This is a genomic window from Psychroflexus longus (genome assembly GCF_020164595.1).
Classification (GTDB): domain Bacteria; phylum Bacteroidota; class Bacteroidia; order Flavobacteriales; family Flavobacteriaceae; genus Psychroflexus; species Psychroflexus longus.
Genome location: NZ_JAIQZE010000016.1, coordinates 1 through 24143 on the forward strand (window position 1 = coordinate 1; position 24143 = coordinate 24143).

Annotated in this window: 24 protein-coding genes; 14 read left to right on the forward strand and 10 right to left on the reverse strand. The window is 35.8% G+C overall.

Translation table 11 applies throughout. The annotated features are described in order from the left end of the window. Nucleotides 1-197 precede the first annotated feature (197 nt). The gene (locus LB452_RS12550) at nt 198-1427 is read right to left on the reverse strand and encodes an Nramp family divalent metal transporter (protein WP_224462082.1); all 1230 of its coding nucleotides are present in this window, start codon (nt 1425-1427) and stop codon (nt 198-200) included. Nucleotides 1428-1565: 138 nt separating this feature from the next. Between LB452_RS12550 and pyrR the strand changes: the two genes are divergently transcribed. Genes pyrR through LB452_RS12590 form a run of 8 tightly spaced genes read left to right on the forward strand, consistent with a single transcriptional unit; the run spans nt 1566 to nt 8460 of the window. Beyond that, the gene (gene pyrR / locus LB452_RS12555; protein WP_224462083.1) at nt 1566-2105 is read left to right on the forward strand and encodes a bifunctional pyr operon transcriptional regulator/uracil phosphoribosyltransferase PyrR; all 540 of its coding nucleotides are present in this window, start codon (nt 1566-1568) and stop codon (nt 2103-2105) included. Nucleotides 2106-2114: 9 nt separating this feature from the next. After that, the gene (locus LB452_RS12560) at nt 2115-3053 is read left to right on the forward strand and encodes an aspartate carbamoyltransferase catalytic subunit (RefSeq protein ID WP_224462084.1); all 939 of its coding nucleotides are present in this window, start codon (nt 2115-2117) and stop codon (nt 3051-3053) included. Further along, a complete protein-coding gene (locus LB452_RS12565) occupies nt 3043-3375 on the forward strand; it encodes a ribonuclease Z (RefSeq protein WP_224462085.1) in 333 nt (110 codons plus the stop codon). The genes LB452_RS12560 and LB452_RS12565 overlap by 11 nt, the downstream gene beginning before the upstream one ends. A gap of 4 nt (nt 3376-3379) precedes the next feature. Next, the gene (locus LB452_RS12570) at nt 3380-4288 is read left to right on the forward strand and encodes a ribonuclease Z (protein WP_224462130.1); all 909 of its coding nucleotides are present in this window, start codon (nt 3380-3382) and stop codon (nt 4286-4288) included. 57 nt (nt 4289-4345) lie between these two features. Then, nucleotides 4346-4996, forward strand: coding sequence for a pyridoxamine 5'-phosphate oxidase (pdxH, locus tag LB452_RS12575; RefSeq protein ID WP_224462086.1), 651 nt, complete (start codon nt 4346-4348; stop codon nt 4994-4996). Nucleotide 4997: 1 nt separating this feature from the next. Then, a complete protein-coding gene (locus LB452_RS12580) occupies nt 4998-5483 on the forward strand; it encodes a SixA phosphatase family protein (protein WP_224462087.1) in 486 nt (161 codons plus the stop codon). Then, nucleotides 5483-7555, forward strand: a complete 2073-nt coding sequence (ppk1, locus tag LB452_RS12585; RefSeq protein WP_224462088.1) for a polyphosphate kinase 1 — start codon at nt 5483-5485, stop codon at nt 7553-7555. Before LB452_RS12580 ends, ppk1 begins: the two co-directional genes overlap by 1 nt. A gap of 2 nt (nt 7556-7557) precedes the next feature. Then, nucleotides 7558-8460 (forward strand): Ppx/GppA phosphatase family protein, encoded by a 903-nt coding sequence (locus tag LB452_RS12590; protein ID WP_224462089.1) that lies wholly within the window; start codon nt 7558-7560, stop codon nt 8458-8460. Between the two features lie 140 nt (nt 8461-8600). Here the strand turns inward: LB452_RS12590 and LB452_RS12595 are convergent, their stop codons facing one another. The 3 genes from LB452_RS12595 to LB452_RS12605 are packed head-to-tail and all read right to left on the reverse strand — an operon-like array spanning nt 8601 to nt 10814. After that, nucleotides 8601-9113, reverse strand: a complete 513-nt coding sequence (locus tag LB452_RS12595; RefSeq protein WP_224462090.1) for a DUF4136 domain-containing protein — start codon at nt 9111-9113, stop codon at nt 8601-8603. A 55-nt stretch (nt 9114-9168) separates the two neighbouring features. Continuing rightward, nucleotides 9169-9648 (reverse strand): 5-(carboxyamino)imidazole ribonucleotide mutase, encoded by a 480-nt coding sequence (gene purE, locus LB452_RS12600; protein WP_224462091.1) that lies wholly within the window; start codon nt 9646-9648, stop codon nt 9169-9171. A gap of 2 nt (nt 9649-9650) precedes the next feature. Beyond that, the gene (locus LB452_RS12605) at nt 9651-10814 is read right to left on the reverse strand and encodes a 5-(carboxyamino)imidazole ribonucleotide synthase (RefSeq protein WP_224462092.1); all 1164 of its coding nucleotides are present in this window, start codon (nt 10812-10814) and stop codon (nt 9651-9653) included. 116 nt (nt 10815-10930) lie between these two features. Here LB452_RS12605 and LB452_RS12610 point away from each other — a divergent pair, with 116 nt between their 5' ends. Further along, nucleotides 10931-12079: a sensor histidine kinase gene (locus LB452_RS12610; protein ID WP_224462093.1), complete on the forward strand. Its 1149-nt coding sequence runs from the start codon at nt 10931-10933 to the stop codon at nt 12077-12079. Here LB452_RS12610 and obgE read toward each other — a convergent pair. The 4 genes from obgE to LB452_RS12625 form a co-directional block, all read right to left on the reverse strand. Continuing rightward, nucleotides 12076-13098 (reverse strand): GTPase ObgE, encoded by a 1023-nt coding sequence (gene obgE, locus LB452_RS12615; protein WP_224462094.1) that lies wholly within the window; start codon nt 13096-13098, stop codon nt 12076-12078. The two genes, LB452_RS12610 and obgE, sit on opposite strands and share 4 nt — an antisense overlap. A 24-nt stretch (nt 13099-13122) precedes the next feature. Continuing rightward, nucleotides 13123-13695: an adenylate kinase gene (locus LB452_RS13590; protein ID WP_322966421.1), complete on the reverse strand. Its 573-nt coding sequence runs from the start codon at nt 13693-13695 to the stop codon at nt 13123-13125. Further along, the gene (gene hpt, locus LB452_RS13595; protein WP_322966422.1) at nt 13688-14227 is read right to left on the reverse strand and encodes a hypoxanthine phosphoribosyltransferase; all 540 of its coding nucleotides are present in this window, start codon (nt 14225-14227) and stop codon (nt 13688-13690) included. Before hpt ends, LB452_RS13590 begins: the two co-directional genes overlap by 8 nt. Nucleotides 14228-14359: 132 nt before the next feature. Then, nucleotides 14360-15766: a trypsin-like peptidase domain-containing protein gene (locus LB452_RS12625; RefSeq protein ID WP_224462095.1), complete on the reverse strand. Its 1407-nt coding sequence runs from the start codon at nt 15764-15766 to the stop codon at nt 14360-14362. A 125-nt stretch (nt 15767-15891) separates the two neighbouring features. Between LB452_RS12625 and dapF the strand changes: the two genes are divergently transcribed. Genes dapF through mltG form a run of 3 tightly spaced genes read left to right on the forward strand, consistent with a single transcriptional unit; the run spans nt 15892 to nt 18230 of the window. Beyond that, complete coding sequence (dapF, locus tag LB452_RS12630; RefSeq protein WP_224462096.1) at nt 15892-16683, forward strand: diaminopimelate epimerase; 792 nt, start codon at nt 15892-15894, stop codon at nt 16681-16683. Continuing rightward, nucleotides 16670-17197: a GNAT family N-acetyltransferase gene (locus LB452_RS12635; protein ID WP_224462097.1), complete on the forward strand. Its 528-nt coding sequence runs from the start codon at nt 16670-16672 to the stop codon at nt 17195-17197. The genes dapF and LB452_RS12635 overlap by 14 nt, the downstream gene beginning before the upstream one ends. After that, entirely contained in the window at nt 17187-18230 is a 1044-nt protein-coding gene (gene mltG / locus LB452_RS12640; RefSeq protein ID WP_224462098.1) for an endolytic transglycosylase MltG, read from the forward strand. The genes LB452_RS12635 and mltG overlap by 11 nt, the downstream gene beginning before the upstream one ends. A 78-nt stretch (nt 18231-18308) precedes the next feature. Here the strand turns inward: mltG and LB452_RS12645 are convergent, their stop codons facing one another. Next, nucleotides 18309-19940, reverse strand: a complete 1632-nt coding sequence (locus LB452_RS12645; RefSeq protein WP_224462099.1) for an ABC-F family ATP-binding cassette domain-containing protein — start codon at nt 19938-19940, stop codon at nt 18309-18311. A gap of 134 nt (nt 19941-20074) precedes the next feature. Here LB452_RS12645 and LB452_RS12650 point away from each other — a divergent pair, with 134 nt between their 5' ends. Both LB452_RS12650 and typA read left to right on the forward strand, forming a co-directional pair. Then, entirely contained in the window at nt 20075-21484 is a 1410-nt protein-coding gene (locus tag LB452_RS12650) for a hypothetical protein (RefSeq protein ID WP_224462100.1), read from the forward strand. Between the two features lie 123 nt (nt 21485-21607). Beyond that, nucleotides 21608-23404, forward strand: coding sequence for a translational GTPase TypA (gene typA, locus LB452_RS12655; protein WP_224462101.1), 1797 nt, complete (start codon nt 21608-21610; stop codon nt 23402-23404). Between the two features lie 79 nt (nt 23405-23483). Here typA and LB452_RS12660 read toward each other — a convergent pair whose 3' ends face one another. Next, on the reverse strand, nt 23484-24017 hold the full coding sequence (locus LB452_RS12660) for a phosphoribosyl-AMP cyclohydrolase (RefSeq protein ID WP_224462102.1): 534 nt from the start codon (nt 24015-24017) through the stop codon (nt 23484-23486). Nucleotides 24018-24143 lie beyond the last annotated feature (126 nt).

The window sequence follows — 24143 nt, forward strand, 5'->3', positions numbered from 1 at the left end:
TTTCTTCGACTACCTGAAGCTTAAAAGAAAGCGAATAATCTTTTTGGGTTCGCTTTACATACCCTTTATTTGTTGGTGATTCCATATACACTTGATTTTAGTGTATCGCTATATTAGGACGGGACAAAGTTTAAATATAAAAAGCTGTTCACGAAAGTGAGCAGTTTTTTTTGTTTTACCGAATACCGAATATTCGACTAATTCAAAGCTTCATAAACAATATACCCAATTCCAAAGCAGACTAAAAAGAACAAACAAATTCTGGAAAATAGCAAGTAGCCTGAGCTCATCATGATCTTGTTATTCTTGTTTGTCATTAATTTTAGATTAAACCAGGCTAAAACTGGAGAGGCCAGAAATGACAATCCTGAAGCAAAATCTACTAAAACGGTAAATGTACCTTTCAAGACATACAGAATTAAAAGTGCTACCGCTGGAATTACAATGATAAATAGCCGATAGGTATTGAGTTCTTTTGGACTTTGATTGTCCTCTTGTACCAACTTGGACATCACTCTCGGAAATGCATCAGTCACCGTTAGAGTCGTGCTGAACATCGTGATAAAAGCAATAAAAGCAATTAGAACTCTGCTCCATTCTCCTAAGGTTTGTGTGTACATTTCGATTAACTGACCTGAAAAAGCAACACTGCCAGATGCAAAACTGATATTGCTGCTATTCATGAGGAAAAGGCCCATCATAAAAAACAAAATGCCAAGTAAAGTGGCTGAAATGTAACCCAGATTAAAATCAAATCTAGCTTCTCTTGAATTGGTTTGATGGTGAGTTTGGTTTGCTTTTTCCTGCATCCATATGGAATGCCATACCGAAGCATCAATTGGAATAGGCATCCAGCCCATTAAAGCTATGACAAAACCAACACCGCTAAGTGTCCATAATTCTGGCGATTTATTAAAATTGATACTTGAAAAATCAACTTGAAAAGCGGCAACAACCACCGAAAACAAAGTACAAACTGTCAGCAGACTGATCACAATTTTCATTAAGAAATCCAGCTTTTTGTACTTTCCTATTAATAATATGAGGATACAAAAAATCAACAGAAGAAGACTCCACGTGAAATTTGACCAGCCAAATTCAAATAGATATTCAGCTAGACCAGCAGAAACTATTGTGACTGCAGCTTGGATAATGAACATCGTAGATATGGTAATCAGTGCAAAAACTTTAAGATATCTTTTGCCAAGCGTTCTGTAGCCGTCAATCAGATTTTTCCCTGTAGCAGAGGCATATCTTGAGCCAAATTCCATAAAGGGATATTTGGTAAGACAAGCAATCAAGATTGCAAAAATCAAAACTACTCCATAGTCAGCGCCTGCACGTGTGGCCTGGACCAGATGTGAAACTCCAATAGCAGCACCAGCCAGAAGAAAACCTGGTCCGATATGTCTTAATAAATCTTTCAAAGGCAAAGATTTTAGTAAACAATCTTATTACAATTTCTTGAATGTTCTTCAATTTCAATAGTCAAATTATAAAATGAAACTACTGTTAAATATTACAGCTAATTTTAATTACTTTTGTAAATCAAACGAAATTCAACGATGAGCCAAAAATTGCTTCTTAATGCAAAAGAAATCAATATTATACTTCAACGTTTAGCTTGTCAACTTGTTGAAAATCATAAAAATTTTGAAAATTCTGCACTCATTGGCATTCAGCCTAGAGGTAGCTTTTTGGCAAATCGTCTTTATGACATACTAAAAAAAGATTATGGCTTGACTTCTTTAAATTACGGGAAGCTAGACATTACATTTTATCGTGATGATTTCAGACGTGGAGATAAGGTCTTGAAAGCCAATGAAACCGACATTGATTTTATCGTTGAAAACAAACATGTCGTCCTAATAGACGATGTTTTGTTTACAGGAAGAAGCATACGTTCTGCATTAACTGCCTTGCAGTCTTTTGGAAGACCCTCCAAAATCGAATTGTTGACGCTTATTGACCGACGATTTAGCAGGCATTTACCTATCCAGCCAGATTATAATGGAAGAAAAGTCGATGCTATCAATGATGAACATGTGAAAGTTTGTTGGAATGAAAATGATGGAGAGGATGCAATCTATTTATTGAATAACTAGCCCTAAACCATGAAAGAACTTAGTGTTTCAAATTTACTAGGAATCAAATACCTCTCTGCAGAAGACCTTCATCTTATTTTTGAAACTGCAGATCAGTTTAAAGAAGTTATCAACAGACCCATTAAAAAAGTGCCTAGTCTGAGAGACATTACCATTGCCAATCTCTTTTTTGAAAACAGTACACGAACCCGATTATCCTTCGAATTGGCAGAAAAAAGACTAAGTGCAGATGTTATCAACTTTTCTGCTTCGTCCTCCTCAGTTTCCAAAGGAGAAACCCTTATAGATACGGTCAATAATATTTTGGCGATGAAAGTAGATATGGTGGTGATGCGTCATCCCAATCCTGGTGCTGGAGTTTTTCTTTCCAAACACGTCAACGCAAGCATCGTTAATGCCGGTGATGGTGCCCATGAGCATCCTACACAAGCCCTTCTGGATGTTTTTTCAATAAGAGAAAAATATGGAGATATATCAGGCAAAAAAATCGCAATAGTTGGAGACATAATGCATTCCAGAGTAGCCTTAAGCAATATTTTTGCACTTAAAAAACTAGGCGCAGAAGTAAAAGTTTGCGGTCCCAATTCTCTGATGCCAAAACACATTGAAAGTCTAGGTGTGAAAGTTGAGTCAAACTTGATCAAAGCTTTGGAATGGTGTGATATTGCGAATATGTTACGGGTTCAGCATGAGCGCATGGAACATTCTTACTTTCCAAGCACAAGAGAGTATGTTCAGCAATATGGTGTCAATAAGGCGTTATTGGAAACTTTAAGCAAGCCGATTACTATAATGCATCCTGGCCCGATCAATAGAGGAGTGGAGATCACAAGTGATGTGGCAGACTCTGAGCACTCAATCATTCTCAATCAAGTAGAAAATGGAGTTGCCATTCGAATGGCTGTGATGTATTTACTAGCTTCAAAAATTAAGAACTATGACAACTGAAGAAAAAGATAATTATATAATCTTACATGACGAAAAAGACGATGTAGAAGACTTCGCCAATTACCTCACCAGAATACAGGATCGATTCAAAGATCAAAATGTTGTTATTGATATACAGAAATACGGTGAGTTAACATTAGATCAACTTTTGATGTTTCTCAAACTTTCGTTTAATCACAGAAAAGGAAAAAAGTCTTTGGTCATCGTAAACGATACTATTAATATAGATTCAGTTCCGGAAGAAATCCACGTCGTACCGACCCATCAGGAGGCAGAAGATTTAATTGGTCTTGAAGAAATTGAACGCGATTTGGGATTTTAATATGATGAAACTCACTATCTTAGGCTGTCATTCTGCAACACCAAGAGCAAATGCACATCCTACCTCTCAAGTTCTGGATATCAATGGAGAATTTATGCTTATCGACTGTGGGGAAGGAACTCAAGTTCGTTTGAGAAAGCATAAAGTAAAATTTTCTCGCATAAGTCATATTTTTATCTCTCATTTACATGGAGATCATTACTTTGGACTGATTGGTTTGCTATCTACATTCAGTTTGTTGAGCAGAACTACAGAATTACATATTTATGCTCCACAAGGTTTGGAAGAAATCATAAAACTTCAACTCAAGCTGAGTCATGCTTTTACCTCTTATCCTTTGATATTTCATCAGTTGGATTCCAGTCATCCTGAATTGATTCTCGATAACGATAAACTTACTGTTGAAACCATTCCGCTTAAACATAGAGTTTACACCAACGGATTTTTATTCAAAGCAAAGCCTGGAGATAGGAAACTCTTAATTGACAAAGTTCAGAATCTAGATATTGATAAAGTTTACTATAAGAGTATTGTGAAGGGCAAAGATGTAACGACCAAATCTGGTGAACTCATAAAGAATGAAGAATTAACCGAAGATCCTAAACCAGCTCCTAGTTATGCTTTTTGTAGTGATACGATATTCAAGCCAGACATTGTTCCTCAGATTAAGGGAGTAACTTTACTTTATCACGAATCCACTTTTTTGGAAGACCAGGAAAATTTGTGTGATAAAACAAAACATTCTACTGCAAAACAAGCAGGTATCATCGCTCAAAAAGCTGGTGTTCAGAAATTAATTTTAGGGCATTTTTCTGCACGTTATAAGAATTTATCCTTGTTTGAAGAAGAAGCAAAAATTGTTTTCGACAATGTTGAGAATGCTGAAACCGGTAAAATTTTCAGGTACGAATAGTCTCAATCTTTTCTGAATTCAATTGCTTCTGAAGCTATTATTTTCTAATTTGCTAACATGGAAAATAAACTACACGATTATAGAAAATCCTATGAAAAATCAAGTCTAATCCGTGAGAATCTAGATGAAAATCCAATTCAACAATTTAGAACCTGGTTTTATGATGTCGAAAAATCTGGAGGTTTGGATGAAGCTAATGCGATGACTGTTTCAACAATTGGTGAAGATGGTTTCCCTAAAAGTCGCGTTGTTCTTTTAAAATCTTATGATGAAAATGGCTTTGTTTTTTATACTAATTATGAAAGTGAAAAAGGAAAAGCCCTTTTGAATAATCCACATACGTGCTTGTCCTTTTTCTGGCCAAACACAGAGCGACAAGTGATCATAAAAGGTAAAGCTGAAAAGGTTTCTGAGGATGTTTCCAACAATTATTTTGCATCCAGGCCCAAAGGGAGCCAACTTGGCGCTTTGGTTTCCAATCAAAGCAGTGTTATCAAAAATAGAAAAGTATTGGAAGATGAATTGGAGGCTTTGGAAAAGAAATATGCCAACGAAGAAGTTCCTCGACCGGAGAATTGGGGTGGATTTCTGGTAAGACCAGAATCTATAGAGTTTTGGCAAGGTCGTCCGAACAGACTACACGACAGATTTAAATTTACAAAATCAGACTCTGAGTACGATTGGAAGATTGAACGTTTAGCTCCCTGATATGAAGCGATTAATTTTTGTAAGACACGGTAAGTCCTCATGGGATTCTCCTGTTGAAGATAAAGAAAGAAAGCTAAAAGAACGCGCCTACAAAGATGCAGATCATGTCATCTCCGCTTTTAAAGCTCATTTAGATTTTTCTCTTGAAGTATTTTCAAGTCCTGCGACTCGGGCACTAAAGACGGCTAAGCTTTTCAAAAATCAACTTGATATTGAAGATCAACATTTTCATGTCATCCCGCAATTGTACACTTTTGACTCTGATGAGGTTCTTCAGTTTATTCGAAATATTGATGATGGCGTTAATAATGTAATGTTATTTGGTCATAACCCAGCTTATACAGAATTGGTCAATAGGCTTGGTAGTTTGCAAACTGATAATCTACCCACAACAGGATTGGTTAGTATTATCTTTGAAATCGAATCCTGGAAACAAATTCAAAAAGGAGAAACCCATTTATATTTATTCCCAAAAAATTTACGCTAATGCGAGAAAATAAATATGGCAACAGAGAATTAAGTTGGTTAAAATTTAATCAACGCGTTCTTCAGGAAGCTGCAGATCCAAGTGTACCTCTTATTGAGAGGCTTAGGTTTTTAGGTATTTTCTCTAATAATTTAGATGAATTTTTTAAGGTGAGATACGCAACAGTAAAACGTATTGATCTGGCTGGGAAAGCAGGCAAAAAAGTTTTAGGTGGCTTTAACGCTGGACGTTTGCTCAAAGAAATCACGCAGATAGTCATTAAAAAGCAAGCGGAAAGTTTGGAGATTTTAGACTCTATACAAAATCAGTTAAAGGATCATGATATTTATGTCATAGATGAAAATGAGGTCACTTCAGAACAGGCTAAATTTTTAAAAGAATTTTTTCTTCAAAAGGTGAGCCCCGCACTAGTCACTATCATGTTAAATGATATTGATAAAGTTCCCAACCTAAAAGATTCCAAAGCTTATTTGGCTGTAAAGATGGTACAATTTGAAAAGGACCGACTTACAAATCGGTATATTTTGATTGAAATCCCTTCAAGCATAGAACGTTTTGTAGTTATCCCATCAACAGATGGAAAAAAGTACATTATATTGCTGGACGACCTAATCCGGTATAACTTAGATGTTATTTTTAATATTTTTGACTATACAAGCATTTCTGCACACATGGTTAAAATCACCAGAGACGCGGAATTAGATCTTGAAGGTGACCTTAGTAAAAGTTACATCGAGAAGTTGATGGAGAGTGTCAAAGACAGAATTGAAGGAGATCCCGTACGTTTTGTTTACGATAAGGAAATAGAGCAGGATACTTTAGATTTTCTATTAAAGAAAATGGAAATTGATACTACTGATAGTCTAATTCCAGGAGGAAAATACCACAACCGACGTGATTATATGAACTTTCCAGACCTTGGGGCTAAACATTTGCTTTACGATAAAATTGAACCTCTGCCAATTCCAGGGTTGGAGATTCAAGGGAGCTTGTTGGAGAAAATTTCAAAAAAGGATTACCTTCAGTATACACCCTATCAAACTTTTTCTTATACCGTAAAATTCCTGCGGGAGGCCGCTTTGGATCCAAAGGTAAAATCCATAAAAATCACCATTTATAGATTGGCATCGGTTTCGCATATTGCCAGTTCGCTCATCAATGCAGCAAAGAACGGTAAGCGTGTGACAGTTTCCATAGAACTACAAGCACGCTTTGATGAGGCTAACAACATTAAGTACGCGGAGAAGATGGAACGCGAAGGCGTGAAACTTATCTTTGGAGTTACAGGTCTTAAAGTACATTGTAAGACTTGTATTATTGAGCGCCTAGAAAATCAAAAGATAAAGTACTACGGATTTATTAGTACCGGAAATTTTAATGAAATTACCGCTAAAATTTATACCGATTATACACTGTTTACAGCTCACCAAGGCATACTAAAAGATATTGAAAAAGTCTTTGATTTCTTTGAAGTTAATTATAAAATAAAAAGATATAAGCACCTTATAGTGTCTCCACATTATACCCGGTCAAAATTTTCAGATTTGATTGACCAGGAAATTTTCAATTGCAAAGCTGGTAAGAAGTCTGGAATTTCGATAAAAATGAATAGTTTGTCAGATTATGGAATGATAGATAAGCTGTACGAAGCTAGCAGAGCTGGAGTAAAGATAAGGTTGATAGTAAGAGGAATTAATTGTCTTATTCCAGAAGTAAAAGGGATGAGTGAAAACATACAATCTATAAGCGTTGTTGATAAATTTCTAGAGCATCCTCGACTTTATATTTTCGAAAATGAAAACCATCCAAAAGTGTTTATCTCTTCGGCAGACTGGATGACCAGAAACATAGATCATCGAGTTGAAGTGACCTGTCCCATATACGATGATGATATAAAGCAAGAACTTATTGAAACTTTTGAAATTTGCTGGAAAGACAATGTAAAAGCTAGAGATTTTGCCTCCAAAGAAGATAATTCTTACAGGAAAAAAGAAGGTAAAGATTTCAGAAGTCAGTTTGAAACTTACAACTACTATAAACAGAAACTTAAATCAATAGATAATAAACAATAAATATGTTATCCATCAAAAAATTTGCTGCAATAGATATTGGTTCCAATGCTGTGCGATTACTTATTTCTACAGTAACAGAGCCCGATAACAAACCAGTAACTTTTAAAAAAACATCGCTAGTTAGAGTTCCTATAAGACTAGGACAGGATGTGTTTACAAAATCTTACATATCTGATGAGAGCACAGAACGAATGATTGATGTTATGAAGGCTTTCAGTCTTTTGATGAAATCTCATAGAATTCATGCTTATAGAGCCTGCGCGACATCTGCTATGAGAGATGCTAAAAATGGAAAAGCGGTGGCAGAAAAAATTGCTTCCGAATGCAAGATTGATATTGAAATTATAGATGGTTCCGATGAGGCCTCCATCATTGCAGCTACAGATTTGCATACTTTAGTAGATGATAATAAAACTTATCTGTATGTCGATGTAGGTGGAGGAAGTACTGAGTTCACCCTATTTTCTGAAGGAAAAACCATCGAATCTAAATCCTTCAAACTTGGTACTGTTAGAATATTAAACAATACGATTGCTGAAGATGTCTGGAGTGAAGCTGAGCATTGGGTCAAGAAAGTTACCAGGTCATATTCAAGAATTGAAATGGTAGGTTCTGGAGGAAATATCAATAACATCTTTAAGTCGAGCAATAAAAAACTCGGCAAACCTTTGTCTTACTTTTACTTAAGCTCATATTACCAGCTCTTAAACTCTCTCACTTTTGAAGAGCGAATTTCTGAATTAAGTCTTAATGAGGATAGAGCAGATGTAATTATACCTGCGACAAAAATCTATTTATCAGCTATGAAGTGGAGTAAATCAAAATCTGTACACGTACCTAAAATCGGCTTAGTTGACGGCATTGTAAAGTCCCTTTATCAAAATTCTAAACTTGTCAAAGCCTAACTATAGTCTTTGACAAGTTTTTAAAAAAGCAATAGAAACTTTATTAGATTATCAATCTTTTGATAATCAAGTTTAATTTAAAACATCTAAAGTTTAAGTAGCAAAGTTTAAAAACTATGCGCTAATTTTTTCGCATGTAATTATTTCTCAGGTGGATATTTTTCTAAGACTTTACCCACAAGAATTCTGAAGAACTCTTCTCGTTCTTTTCCTTTCAGATTTTCATTAAATCTTGCTTCGACTACACCTTGCCAGAATAAATCATTGGTGAGGCCATCAGCAAATTCAACGGTTAATGCAATACTGCGTTTCGTATTTTGAGGGGATACAGTTCCACCTATTCTTCCATTATAACCGCCAATTCCAATGCCAAAATTACTATTGGAGGTTTGATTGAAAACTTCCGCATAAAAGTTGACTTTAAAATCTGGAATCAATTTATCCTCAAAGCCTTTTGTAATTAAGGTATCTTGTATGGTGTTATATACTCTGTCTTCGTCCAGTTGTGACAATCCAGAATTTTCAATAGCATAAAATGCAAAACTTTTATATTCCTTAAAATCAACATCGGAAGCGTAATCTGTGAAAACTTTAGTGGAATTACAGGATGTTAGTAATACTGAAAGTAATATTAGACTAAGACTTGCTTTCATTTTTTATTGAAATTTAAAAATTAGATTCCAATAAGAAATCCTTTTTAGCTAAACATTAAAGGTCTTCTCTCATTTTTTGAACTTTGACTTTAAGTTCATTCATATAGTCAAGAACTTTATTTTGTAAGCCCTCATCTTTCACACCAAGTATTTGAGCTGCAAGTATTCCTGCGTTTTTCGCTCCATTTAACGCAACAGTAGCTACTGGGACACCACCTGGCATTTGCAAAATTGATAAAATTGAATCCCATCCATCTATAGAATTGCTGGATTTCACAGGAACACCAATAACAGGAAGAGGAGTAATTGATGCTACCATACCAGGTAAATGTGCTGCTCCACCGGCGCCAGCTATAATGACATCAATACCATTTTTATGAGCGTTTTTTCCAAAATCCATCATGTATTCTGGAGTTCTATGCGCAGATACGATATCAACTTTGGTTTCAATTCCAAATTCTTTCAATATATCTACCGCATCTTGCATGACCGGGAGGTCACTTTTACTTCCCATGATGATCGCAACTTTATTCATAATCAGGATTTTTTGGATATGACCTTAATTTTTGATTTTACAGTTGCAGCGATTGCTCTTGCTTCGCTGATGTCTGAATGTATAATGTTCACATGTCCCATTTTTCTGAATGGGCGTGTTTCTCGCTTTCCGTAAATGTGCGGAGTAACTCCCGGCAGCGCCATGATTTCTTCAATACCTTCATAAAAGACATCTCCAGTATAATTATCGTCACCTACCAGATTCACCATCACAGCATTCGTTTTACTCTCAGTGCTTCCCAAAGGAAGGTCTAGAATTGCTCTTAGGTGTTGTTCAAATTGATTGGTGAAACTCCCTTCGATGCTAAAGTGACCGCTATTATGTGGCCTGGGCGCAACCTCATTGACAAGAATATCATCATTTTTTGTAACAAACATTTCAATTGCGAGGAGTCCAACATGTTCAAATTTACTAGAGACTTTTCGGGCTAGTTCTCTAGCTTTACTTGCTACATCTTCACTGATCCTCGCAGGACAAAGCACATATTCTACTTGGTTTGCTTCAGGATGAAATTCCATTTCGACGACTGGATAGGATTTGATTTCACCAGAAACACTTCTCGAGACAATGACCGCTATTTCAGTTTTGAAATCCACTAAATCCTCTGCAATGCATTCTACATCTGGAAGGTTATGGATAGCCTCCTTAGATTTTATAACACTTACACCTTTGCCGTCGTAACCTCCGGTAGCACTTTTCCAAACGAATGGAAAATTTATATTTCCTTCAGAAACTCCTTTTTTAAGGGCAGTTAAGTTTTGGAAAATCTGAAATTGAGCCGTAGGAATCTGGTTGTGGTCGTAAAAACTTTTTTGTGTGGCTTTATTCTGAATTTTTTGTAATGTGGCCGCTGATGGATATACCTTTTTACCTAAAGCTTCCAGGTCTTCCAGAGCTTTGACATTAACGGATTCAATTTCAAAAGTAAGGAGATCCACCTTTTTTCCAAAAGCCATGACTGTGTCATAATCCATAAGGCTTCCAACTTCAAAATAATTGCAGGAAACCCTAGATGGAGCTTCAGGATTGGGGTCCATTACAAAGGTTTGAATATCAAATTTCCGGGTGTCATAAAGCATCATTTTGCCCAGTTGACCACCTCCTAAAATCCCTAATTTAAAATCTGAAGAAAAATAATGTGTCATCAGACAAAAATAACAGATTTAAATACTGTTGTGTACTATTTTTAAAATAATTTCAACTTTGAAAAGTTTATAGTAAAGCAGTTTCGTTTTGATTATTATTGTATAAATCTTTCTTCATGAAATTTTTCGAGAATACCGTCAATGTTAGGCTTTTTATTCTTTTCACTTCTATAATTGTCATTGGCGTTGTGGTTTGGAATATCTCTGTTTTCTATGAGGGGGTAAAGAACGAAGAACGAGAGAAAATGAGAATTTGGTCTTCAGCTCAAGCTTCAGTCAACAAGGCAGGGGAGGAGCAGGATCTCAATTTGGAATTGGAAATATTAAACACGATAAACGATATTCCGATGTTTATCGTCAACACCTCCAATGGATTTCAAGAGGTGAATAATATTCCTGAAGCAATTGCAAGTGATTCACTGAAATTGAGGCAGTATTTTGAGTCTATTAAAAATCAAAATCAGCCAATAATCATAGACTTGGGGGAAGCCGGAAAGCAATACCTGTACTATGGAGATTCATCAATTCTCACAAAAATTAAATACTATCCGTTTATTTTATTGCTCATCATTTTTCTTTTGCTTGGACTCATTTACCTGTATTATGTAACCGCAAAAAACAGTGAGAAAAATAAGCTTTGGGCAGGAATGGCAAAAGAAACGGCACACCAAATAGGTACTCCACTATCTTCTCTTGTGGGTTGGATGGAAATTCTAAGATCGGAGAATGTCAATCCTGAATATATTCTTGATATTGAAAAAGACATCGATAGACTTAAAACGATAACTGAACGGTTTTCCAAAGTAGGTTCAAAACTGACTTTGGAACTTTCTAGTCTCAATAAAGCTGTTGAAAATTCATTTAATTATTTAAAAGACAGAAGTTCTAAGCTCATCCAATTCTCTATAGAATTACCCGACGAAGACCTTAAGTGCAAATTGAATCCAACTTTACTGAGCTGGACTATAGAAAATCTTACAAAAAATGCAATAGATGCTATGAAGGGTCGTGGAGATTTAAAAATCTCTCTCTTTGAAGATAAGAATTATTTCAAAATTCACGTCAATGATACGGGAAAGGGAATTCCATCCTCAAAATTTAAAACCATCTTTCAGCCTGGCTATTCTACCAAGGAACGTGGTTGGGGTTTGGGATTATCGCTTTCCAAGCGTATTATTGAAGATTATCACTCTGGAAAAATCAAAGTATTATCTAGTTCTTCAGAATCTGGTACGGTCTTCGAAATAAAGCTGCCTAAAGATTAATTTTCAACTTTGTGTTTATCTTCATTTAGGGTTTTCCATAGCAAATCTTTCAACGCCTGTAAGCCTAGCTGTGCAACAGAAGAAATGAATACGTGAGGAATACCATCAAAAGCGTGTTCTATTTCTTCGGCCAATTCAGTCTTGAGCTCGTCATCGAGTAAATCTGCTTTTGAAATTGCGATCACTCTCGATTTGTCTAAAAGTTCTGGATTATACCGTCGTAATTCGTCAAGCAAGATTTCATATTGCTCTTTGACGCTAGGAGCATCTGCAGGAATAAGGAATAACAAAGTTGAATTTCTTTCAATATGCCTTAAAAATCTGTAACCCAGACCTTTTCCTTCGGCAGCTCCTTCGATGATCCCTGGGATATCTGCTACAACAAAGGTTTTGTAATCTCTGTATTGAACAATTCCAAGATTGGGTTTTAGCGTTGTAAACTCGTAGTTGGCAATTTTAGGTTTGGCAGCAGTTATAACAGAAAGTAAGGTGGATTTTCCTGCATTTGGAAAGCCTACCAGACCTACATCTGCAAGGAGCTTTAATTCAAGAGTGATGTCTTTTTCTTGTCCCGGGATTCCTGGTTGAGCAAACCTTGGTGTTTGATTAGTGGAACTTTTAAAATGGGCATTTCCTTTTCCGCCCATTCCACCTTCCACGACAACATACTCTTCATCATGCTCTGTCATTTCTTTGATGACTTCGTTTGTGTCGGTATCTCTAAGAACAGTCCCAAGAGGAACTTCTATATATTGGTCTTCACCGTCTGCACCAGTACTTGTTTGTTTGCTTCCATGTTCACCATGGGTGGCTTTTATGTGTCTTTTAAATTTTAAATGAAAAAGAGTCCATAAATCCTTATTAGCTTTAAAAATGACATGACCACCGCGACCACCATCACCACCGTCAGGACCACCTTTAGGAATGTATTTTTCCCTTCTCAGGTGAGCGGAGCCTTTTCCTCCGTTTCCAGATTTTAAATGGAGTTTGATGTAATCTACAAAGTTACCTTCTGTCATAGTATTAAGCTAAATGCTTTAGTTTTATAAAGAATCTATAACCTTACTGATGCGACCTGTAATTTCCGGAATGGAACCTACACCATCTACACCATAGTATTTATCTTCTTTTTTGTAAAATTCTTTGAGGACTTCAGTTTCCCCATAATATACTTTTATTCTATTGCGAATAATGTCTTCGTTGGCATCATCTTTTCTGCCAGATGTTTTTCCGCGTTCCAAAAGGCGCTCGACCAAAACTTCATCTGGCACCTCCAAAGCAATCATAGCATTGATTTGAGAATCTTTGGATTCCATCAATTCGTTTAAAGATTGAGCTTGAGCCTTAGTTCTTGGAAAACCGTCAAAAATGAAACCTTTACTGTCGAGGTGTTCTTCAACCTTGGCATTCAACATTTTGATGGTCACCTCATCTGGCACTAAATCGCCTTTATCCATATAGGATTTAGCTAATTGACCAAGTTCAGTTTTGTTTTTGATATTGTATCTAAACAAATCTCCTGTCGATATGTGTTTTAGACTATATTTTTCTTTAAGATTTTCAGCTTGAGTTCCCTTGCCTGCTCCCGGAGGACCAAATAACACTATATTAATCATTGAGCTTTGATTTTAGTTGATATATTTCAGAAATGTTTCTTCCTAATCCGTTGTAATCCAAACCGTAACCCACTATAAATTTGTTTGGGATTTCCAATCCAATGTAATCTATATTGAGAGATTTTTTATAAGCTTCAGGTTTAAAAAATAAGCTTACAATCTTGTAGGAGGCAACTCCTTCATTTTTAAGAACTTCGACAATATGCTCCAGAGTATTACCAGTATCGACAATATCTTCCACGACGATGACATCTCTTCCTTTCAAGTTACCAGCTCCTAGTAATGTATTGACTTGACCTGTTGATGAAGTACCTTCATAAGAAGCTAGTTTGGTGAAATTTACTTCACAATCGCCTTCATAATATTTCATCAAATCCGATAAAAACATAAAAGCGCCGTTGAGTATTCCCAAAAAAACCGGTGTTTTAGAATCGTAGTCTGCAGCTATCTGTTTTGCAAGCCTTTTTATAGATTCCTGTATCGTATTTTGATCAAGATAGGGCTCGAATTCCAAATCATGAAGCTTTACCATTGTCATAAATTTATGAAGGGCAAATATAAGGATTCAAAAACTATAAAGGATACTCATAAAACTAAAATAAAAACTCCCAGATCTAATTGAAAAAATGGGAGTTTTTGATTTGTAATAAAATAAAAAATAGTTTTACCTAAAAACGTAGGTTTTCTCTTGTCCATTTGGACTTAAGAAAGTGACGAGCATCGGATCATTGGAATCCTTATTATTGATAATGGTTTTCACATCATCAATAGAATTCACTTCTTTTTCATTTATTTTTGTGATCAACAGACCACTGATGTCGCTTTTAGTGAAACTGTCAGGCAATACTTTATGAATAAGTACACCAGATTCAGCTCCGTATTTTTTCAAATCTTCTTCCGAAATTTCTGTTACTTCTACACCGATATCTTCAATGCGGTATACTTTAAAGATATCTAGAGTAACATCAGTTTTTCGCTCTACATTGTCCCTCAAGTAGGTTATCTCAACCGTTTCTCCAGGATTTTTTGAATTTAAATAACCAGTCATATCCGCAAACTTTCTAATCTTAATATCATCTATAAATTTGATAATGTCACCTTTTTTCAGTCCAGCTTCATTTGCTCCACTTTCCGGGTCAACATTGGCGATGTAAAATCCTTGCGAGTTCTCTATATTCAATTCTTTAGCAATCATACTGTTCAGGTCGCTACCTCTTACTCCTAAAATTGCTCTTCTCACGTTTCCAAATTCAATTAAATCCTCAACAATCTTTTTGGCATTGTTACTAGGTATTGCAAAAGAGTAACCTATAAAAGAACCTGTCTGAGAAGTGATGGCAGTATTTATACCAATGAGTTCGCCGCGTGTATTCACTAAAGCACCTCCACTATTCCCAGGATTCACAGCTGCATCTGTTTGTATGAAAGATTGGAAATTATTATCCGATCTCCCGAGGTCCCTTGCTTTTGCACTTACGATTCCTGCAGTAACTGTAGAAGTAAGGTTAAATGGATTACCAACAGCTAAAACCCATTCACCAACTTGAACCTCATTGGAATCACCAAAGATTAAATAGTCCAATTCAGTAGCATCAATCTTCAAGAGAGCAATATCGTTATCTGGTGAAGTTCCTAGGACTTCGGCAACATAAGTTTTGTTGTCATTGAGAGTGACTTGTACTTCAGAAGCTCCTTCAATAACGTGATTGTTGGTTACGATAAGTCCATCTGGACTTAGGATAACTCCAGATCCAGCGCCCCTTATTGCTTTTCTTGTTTCTCCGCTCCCATAGCTATAGTCAAAAGGACTTCTGGATTGTCTATAAGTAGTAACATTTTTTACGTGAACCACTGCATTTACTGTCTTTTTTGCTGCTTCAGTAAAATTTAATTCAGAGGGTTCTTCACTATAGGAAGCTAAGTGAGAAGTTGACTTCAAATTTTCTTTTTGCCATGGAATTTCATAGCCCTGGCTAACAGTTTTAGATTCTTCTTCAAAAAATTTGTAACCGCCAATACTTAGTACACTAGCGAATAATGCAATCGATATTAATTGAACATTTTTCTTCATAATAACTTATTATTTTATGATTAAAATTACTTTCAGATAATCAATTCAAAATTATATTTAACCCATTTTTAACCGCTTTACTTCCTTTATTAATTCACTATATTTGCGGATTCTAAACCTAAATGATGGCTTTACATTTTTATAAATACCAGGGCACGGGAAACGATTTTGTTTTAATAGATAATAGATCTTTGAATTTCAAAAACGATACCAAAATTATAAAGAAGCTTTGTGACAGGCGTTTTGGTGTAGGAGGAGATGGACTTATCCTTTTGGAGGAATCATCTATGGAAATGTGTGATTTCAAAATGGTCTATTTTAATGCAGATGGAAATGAAAGTTCTATGTGTGGTAACGGAGGTAGATGTATTGTTGCCTTTGCAAAGCAACTGGACATTATAAATACCGAAACTACCTTTGAGGCTGTTGACGGACTTCATTCTGCTATAATAAAAAAGGACATCGTTAATCTTAAAATGGCGGATGTTCCTACTGTCAATTTAAGTCGTGAAGCCTCATTTTTAGACACTGGTTCACCTCATCATGTGACTTTTGTAGATGATATTTATGATTTTGATGTGTTTACTCAAGGTCGTCGAATAAGAAATTTACCAAACTACGAAGGGATAAAAGGCACAAATGTCAATTTTGTTCAAGTGTTGGATGACATGGTGCATGTAAGGACTTATGAGCGAGGTGTTGAAGACGAAACTTTTTCTTGCGGAACTGGAGTTACAGCCGCCGCAATCACTGCCAAAATGTCAAATAAGATTGATAAGTTGCCTGTAAAGGTTATCACTAAGGGTGGTGACTTAGAGGTGGATTTTGAAATTGAAGGCCCTAACGCAGTTAAAAATATCTGGTTGAAAGGACCTGCAATATTTGTTTTTGAAGGAGATTACCATGGTAAAGCTTAAAAGCACACATATACTATTAAGAGCCCTTACACCAGAAGATTTAGATTTTTTGGAGTTGGTTGAAAATGATGAAGATCTTTGGTATTTAAGTGACACGTTACAACCTTTTTCCAGACCCATATTAAAAGAATATTTAGATCATTCACACAAAGACATCTACGAAGTAAAGCAAATGCGACTGGTGATTGCGCTTCATAACAAACAGCCTATTGGCTTTATTGACCTTTATGACTTTGATCCCAAAAATAAACGAGCAGGTTTGGGCATACTGATTATAGAAGACTATCAGGCTAAGGGTTATGGTACTGAAGCTTTGGAGTTGATGATAGATTATGCGTTTGATATTTTAGATTTGCACCAATTGTTTGCTTCAATTATTGAAGAAAATACCAGAAGTTTGAAGCTTTTTAAAAGCTTTGGATTTGAAGAAGTTGGTTTGAAAAAAGACTGGAGATACAACTCTGGTAAATTTCAAAGTGAATATTTATTACAAAAAATAAATCATGTACATTAAAAAAATATTAGTGGCAGTTTCTGTTGTTGGACTACTAGTCCTTGGAGGAGTAAGCCTGTATATCTATAACGTCATTTTCACACCTAACACATCTTTTGAAACTGATACAACATCAGTTTATGTTTCTACTGGAAGTACATTGCAGGAAGTGGTCAATCAGTTACATCCTTTGCTGAAGGATACCGAAAATTTCATTACTGTGGCCAAAAAAAAGGGATATGCATCCAATGTGAAGCCCGGTCATTTTGTTTTAAAAAAAGACATGAACAATAATGAAATCATAAATACACTGAGATCACGAAATATTCCAATAAAGGTAAGCTTCAATAATCAACACAGGTTGGAGAATTTAGCAGGCAGAGTCGCTGAACAGATAGAGGCTGACAGTCTAGAACTCCTGCAGGCAATGCTATCGGATGAGTTTTTAAATTCTAAGAATATCACGCCGCTGGAAAGCATGAAGTATTATATTCCAAACACCTACGAATTTTATTGGAATACATCAGGTGAGGAGTTTCGGGATCGAATGGTGAATTATTATAACGAATTCTGGAATGAGACGCGAGTCGCTAAAGCAGATAACGTAAATCTTACGTCTGTTCAAGTGATGTCTCTGGCGGCAATTGTTCAAAAAGAAACAGCAAAAGTAGAAGAACGCCCAAAAGTTGCTGGTGTTTACCTTAACAGGTTGAAAAATGGCATGAAATTACAGGCAGATCCAACGGTGATTTTTGCAATTCAAAATGAAAATCAGGATTTTGAGACGCCAATCAAACGAGTACTTTATAAAGATTTAGAATTGGATTCTCCTTACAATACCTATAAATATAAAGGCGTACCACCTGGGCTTATCGCTATGCCAGATGTTTCCTCAATAGAGGCTATTCTCAATGCAGAAACTCATGACTATCTCTATTTTGCAGCAGATCCTGAAAATCCAGGGTATCATAAATTTGCTAAAACCTTGTCACAGCATAATAGAAATGCAAGAGTTTATCAGAATTGGATAAACAAGCAGGAGATTTACAGATAAATTATAAGCTAATAAAGTAAAAGGCCTTAAAATCAATTTTTAAGGCCTTTTATAGTTTTTGAATTTAAAAGTTTCATCTTAAACTCCCACAGCGTACATCTTTTCACGCTGCTCTTTTATCTTAGGATCCGACATGTATTCATCAAAGGTTGAGAATTTATCTATGACTCCGTTTGGTGTAAGTTCAATCACACGATTTCCAACAGTTTGAGCAAATTGGTGATCATGAGTCGTCAATAAGATATTACCCTTGAAGTTACTAAGCGAATTATTGAAAGCTGTAATAGTTTCTAAATCCAGGTGATTGGTAGGTTCATCGAGGATAAGGACATTAGCTCTCGTCATCATCATCCTGCTTACCATGCATCTTACTTTTTCACCACCAGAGAGAACATCGCAGGTTTTTAAGGCTTCATCACCGCTAAATAACATCTTACCCAGAAATCCACGAATGTGGACTTCTTCTCGCTCTTCTTCAGTTTTAGCCCATTGTCTTAACCAGTCTACTAGTGAAAGCTTACTTTCAAAATACTCGCTATTATCATTGGGTAAATAAGAATGATTGGTGGTTACTCCCCATTTATAAGTACCTGTATCAGGTTCAGCTTTACCATTGATGATTTCATAGAAAGCAGTTGTAGCTCTGGAATCTTTAGAATAGATAACGACTTTATCGCCTTTGTTGAGATTAATATGGACATTATTAAATATTGTCTCACCATCAATACTCGCCGATAAATTTTCAGCATGAAGAATTTGATCTCCTGCCTCTCTTTCCTTTTCAAAGATAATGGCTGGATATCTCCTGTTCGAAGGTTTTATATTTTGGAAGTCAAGCTTATCAAGCATCTTCTTTCTCGAAGTAGCTTGTTTGGATTTAGCAACATTGGCGCTAAAACGCTCAATAAATTGTTGTAATTCCTTTTTCTTTTCTTCGGCTTTTTTATTCTGTTGCGCTCTTTGCTTGGCGGCTAGTTGAGAGGACTCATACCAGAAGGTGTAATTACCACTATAGTGAGTAATTTTCCCAAAATCAATATCAGAAATATGAGTACAAACCGCATCAAGAAAATGACGGTCGTGAGAGACTACTATTACTGTATTATCAAAATTTGCCAGAAAGTTTTCTAACCAGGAGATGGTTTCATAATCCAGGTCGTTTGTAGGCTCATCCATTATCAATACGTCTGGATTTCCGAAAATAGCTTTGGCTAAGAGCACTCGTACTTTTTGTGTACCATCAAGATCTTTGACCAATGTATAATGGGCATCCGATCCAATACCAAGATTGGAGAGTAGGGAAGCAGCATTACTTTCTGCATTCCATCCGTCCATCTCTTCAAATTCAACTTGCAAAATTCCAACGCGCTCTCCATCAGCATCATTAAAATCTTCTTTCGCATAAATTTCATCCATCTCTTTTTTGATCTTGAAGAGAGGTTCATTACCCATCATCACCGTTTCCAGGACATTATAGTCATCGTACATCGAGTGATCTTGTTCCAATACGGACATGCGTTTGCCTGGTTCAAGGTGGACATGACCAGAGGTAGGATCCATTTTTCCAGAAATGATGTTTAAAAAAGTAGATTTACCAGCACCGTTTGCACCAATAATTCCATAACAGTTACCAGTAGTGAAACTGGTATTGACTTCGTCAAAAAGGACTCGTTTACCAAATTGGACAGAAAGATTTGAAACTGAAAGCATAATATAGCTGAATTTTTTGCAAAAGTACTCATTTTATCATAACTGGTAAAGGATTTATAATCCTGCTTTTTTAACGGTGGCTTAACATGCTTAAAGTCTTGGTAAAGCTAGTTTTGTGATATTATATACATTATATGAGATACTTATTTCTTTGTATTTTAATAATAGCTTCGGCCTGTTCTAAAGAACAAGATAATGATCTCACTTTTATTGGTGGCCGGGTAGTGAATCCCAATTTGAATTATGTTACTCTTGAACATAACGATACAATAATTGATACAATACCTCTGGATTCCAGAAATAATTTTGGTTATCGATTCCACCAAGAGAAAGAGACTGTTTACACTTTTAAACATTATCCTGAAAGTCAAAATGTTTATCTTAAGCCTGGAGATAGTTCTGTCCTGAGGGTGAATACTCTAGAATTTGACGAATCATTAAGCTTTGGAGGAAGTTCCTCAGTAGAAAATAATTTTCTTGTTGACATGTTTCTTTTGAATGAACAAGATAATGATTTGATCTTATCCTATTATAAAATCACACCAGAACAGTTTATTGAAAAAACAGATTCTATATTAATACATCGCCTCAGGAAATTTGAGAAACTGAAAGAAAATTCAGATTTTACCCCTTATTTTCAAAACATAGCTGAAAGCACAATTGAATATGAATATTATGACATGAAAGAGCGCTATGCGTTTTTAATGAAAAAATATGTGCCTAGTAAGTTTGAAGAATTTCCAGAAGATTATTTCGATTACAGAAAAGAAGTGAATTTTAATAATTCTGATTTAGTCTCGAATTTTAGTTACATGAGATTCTTAGACAACTATTTAAGGAACAGGTCTATTGAAATTTGTGAGACTGATAATAGAGATTGTTTTGATTTGAATGATCATCAAAACTTAAAGCGCAGATTGAACCTTGTTCATGCTATATTTAAAAATGACTACTTAAAGTCTAATTTTTTTAACCGATTAATCAGACGGGAAATAGTTTTTTCTCAAACCGAAAAAGAGCTTAAGGAGACCTTGAAAATTATTAAGAAGTTTGATCTCCCACCTTTGAATGAGACAGAATTACACCAACTCACTCAAATTCAAAGTAAATATTTAGTCGGGAAAAATTTAAAATATATGAATTTTAGAACACCTGCAATGGATACTGTTCAGCTTCATCAAGTTTCTCAGTTGGAACCAACGGTCATGTACACCTGGTCTGCTTTATCGCCCGAAAGTAAAAATAATAATATGAACAAGATAAAAGAACTTCGGGAGAATTATCCGGACATAAATTTTATCAGCATCAACCTGGATTTTCAGAACCCTAACCTGTGGACTAATGCATTAAAGCGCTTTAATCATTTCTCACAAACCGAATTTCAAGTCATTTCTGATGTTCCTCCCAATACTTATGGTTTCTTCAGAAACTATCTTAACCGAGTTTATGTGTTGGACAAGGACTATACACTTACCAACAATTCCTTAAGTCTTTTTGATCCTGAACTTGAGAAGCACATTCTAAACGTGCTTGGTAAGAATTAAGATGTAAAATATTGATTTTTAGGTTTTTATTTCAATTTGAATGCTGTAAATTATCATTTTATTAAAGCGGTTTTTTATACATAAAATAAACCTACCTTTGCAGACTTAAAATTATGCCTTTTTATGAATATCAAGAACATTGCGATTATCGCTCACGTTGACCACGGAAAAACAACCTTGGTGGACAAAATTATGCACCACTGTAAATTGTTTCGTGAAAACGAGTCGACTGGAGAACTTATTCTGGACAGCAACGATCAGGAAAGAGAACGTGGAATTACTATTGTATCCAAGAATGTCTCTGTCGTATACAAAGACACAAAAATAAATATTATTGACACTCCTGGTCACGCCGATTTTGGTGGTGAAGTAGAGAGGGTCTTGAACATGGCCGATGGTGTTTTACTTCTGGTAGATGCCTTTGAAGGACCAATGCCACAGACGCGTTTTGTGTTACAAAAAGCCTTAGACTTAGGTCTTAAGCCATGTGTTGTCATTAACAAAGTAGACAAGCCAAACTGTACTCCAGACGAGGTGCATGAAAAGGTATTTGACTTGATGTATGAACTAGGAGCCGAGGAATGGCAATTGGATTTTCCTGCGGTTTATGGTTCTGCTTTAAACAACTGGATGAGTCATAGTCCGGATGAAAAAACAGAAAATATTGAGCCTTTGCTTGATATGGTGTTAGAACATGTTGAGTCTCCTAAAGTTAAAGAAGGAAATACTCAAATGCTGATTACCTCTTTAGATTTTTCTTCCTACACGGGTAGAATAGCTATTGGTCGTTTGCATAGAGGAGTTTTGAAGGAAAATATGCCAGTTGCATTGGTAAAACGTGATGGTTCTATTACCAAAACACGTATCAAGGAACTTCATACGTTTGAAGGTGTTGGAAGACGTAGAGTCGAAGAAATACAAGCGGGAGATATTTGTGCTATAGTAGGTCTGGAAGGTTTTGAAATCGGTGATACAGTAGCTGATATCGAAAACCCTGAAGGCTTAAAATCTATCGCTATAGATGAGCCAACGATGAGTATGTTGTTCACCATCAACGATTCGCCATTTTTTGGTAAAGATGGAAAATTTGTGACTTCCAGACACATCAAGGATCGTTTACACAAAGAACTTGAGAAAAACTTAGCACTAAGAGTAGAAGAAACAGATTCTGCAGATAAGTTCAATGTTTTTGGACGTGGTGTTATGCACTTGTCTGTTCTTATAGAGACGATGAGAAGAGAAGGTTATGAACTTCAAATTGGACAACCACAGGTAATCATTAAAGAAATCGATGGTGTAAAGTGTGAACCAGTTGAAGAATTAACTATCGATTTACCTGAGAATATTTCTGGAAAGTCAGTTGAAATGGTGACCTTACGTAAAGGTGAAATGCTTAGCATGGAAGGAAAAGGAGAAAGAATGACTATTCAGTTCTTAATTCCTTCCCGTGGTATTATTGGATTAAGAAACCAATTGATGACTGCTACAGCTGGTGAAGCTATTATGGCTCACCGTTTTAAGGAGTTTCAGCCCCTGAAAGGCGATATTCCACAACGTCAAAATGGATCGCTGGTATCTATGGAAAAAGGGAAGGCAATTCCTTATTCTATTGATAAATTACAAGATAGAGGTAAGTTTTTTGTAGACCCAGGTGAAGAGATTTACGAAGGTCAGGTTATTGGTGAAAACTCAAGGTCTGATGATATGACTGTGAACATCACCAAAACTAAAAAGCTATCCAACGTTAGATCTTCTGGTGCAGATGATAAAGCCAAAATTGTTCCAGCTAAGAAATTCTCTCTGGAAGAAGCTTTAGAGTACATACAAAAAGACGAGTACGTCGAGGTAACTCCTCATTTCTTGAGAATACGTAAAATCTATTTAACAGAAACAGACCGTAAGCGTTACAAAATCATCTAGAGTAAAGTTGATTTTTATATAATAGAAAAGCCTGTTCGTTAACTTGAACAGGCTTTTTTAATGATCCTAAATAAAGGGCTTATTCCTTTGGTGGAACATAAGGCAAAGAGGACTGGTGAGAGGCTATCCTGATCTTTCCAGATTTGTCTTTGACGTATGCAAAAGTGTATTCAACCTTTACATCACCATTTCCGTCCTTTGGAGTAAAGTAATAATTACCCATAGCTATAGCCATTCTGCAGTTATTATTGATGATGCCAACATTTTCCCACTTTACATTAGTATAGGGTTTGATAGCAAAACCTGAATCTTCCGGATAGGCAGGATTATCTCCAACAAAGTAGGACTTTGCAGAATCAAAGCTGTTTCTGAATTGAGAAACAGATGCGAGGGTAGGTTTGAAGAGCACACTACCAAGGTCATATCCATACATTTCCTGTATGAATTCTGCAGCTTCAGTTTTGTAATCTCCACCATCGGTGTAGACCTTGCCTATTCTCACAATTCCATCTGCCCATTCTCTTTGAGCTTTTACTACCTCATACTCTGTAATACATTCTTTAGAGTAAAGCAGTACATCTTCATTTAAATTTACAGATGGTTTTTCTTTCATTTCATTATTTTGCTGCCTCTTTGTGGAATTATTTTCACAACTAGTGAAAAAAATTAGGCTTAAGCCAATGAATATAAATTTTAAAGTATTTTGTTTCTTGATTTTCATTTTTCTAAAATTTGATTT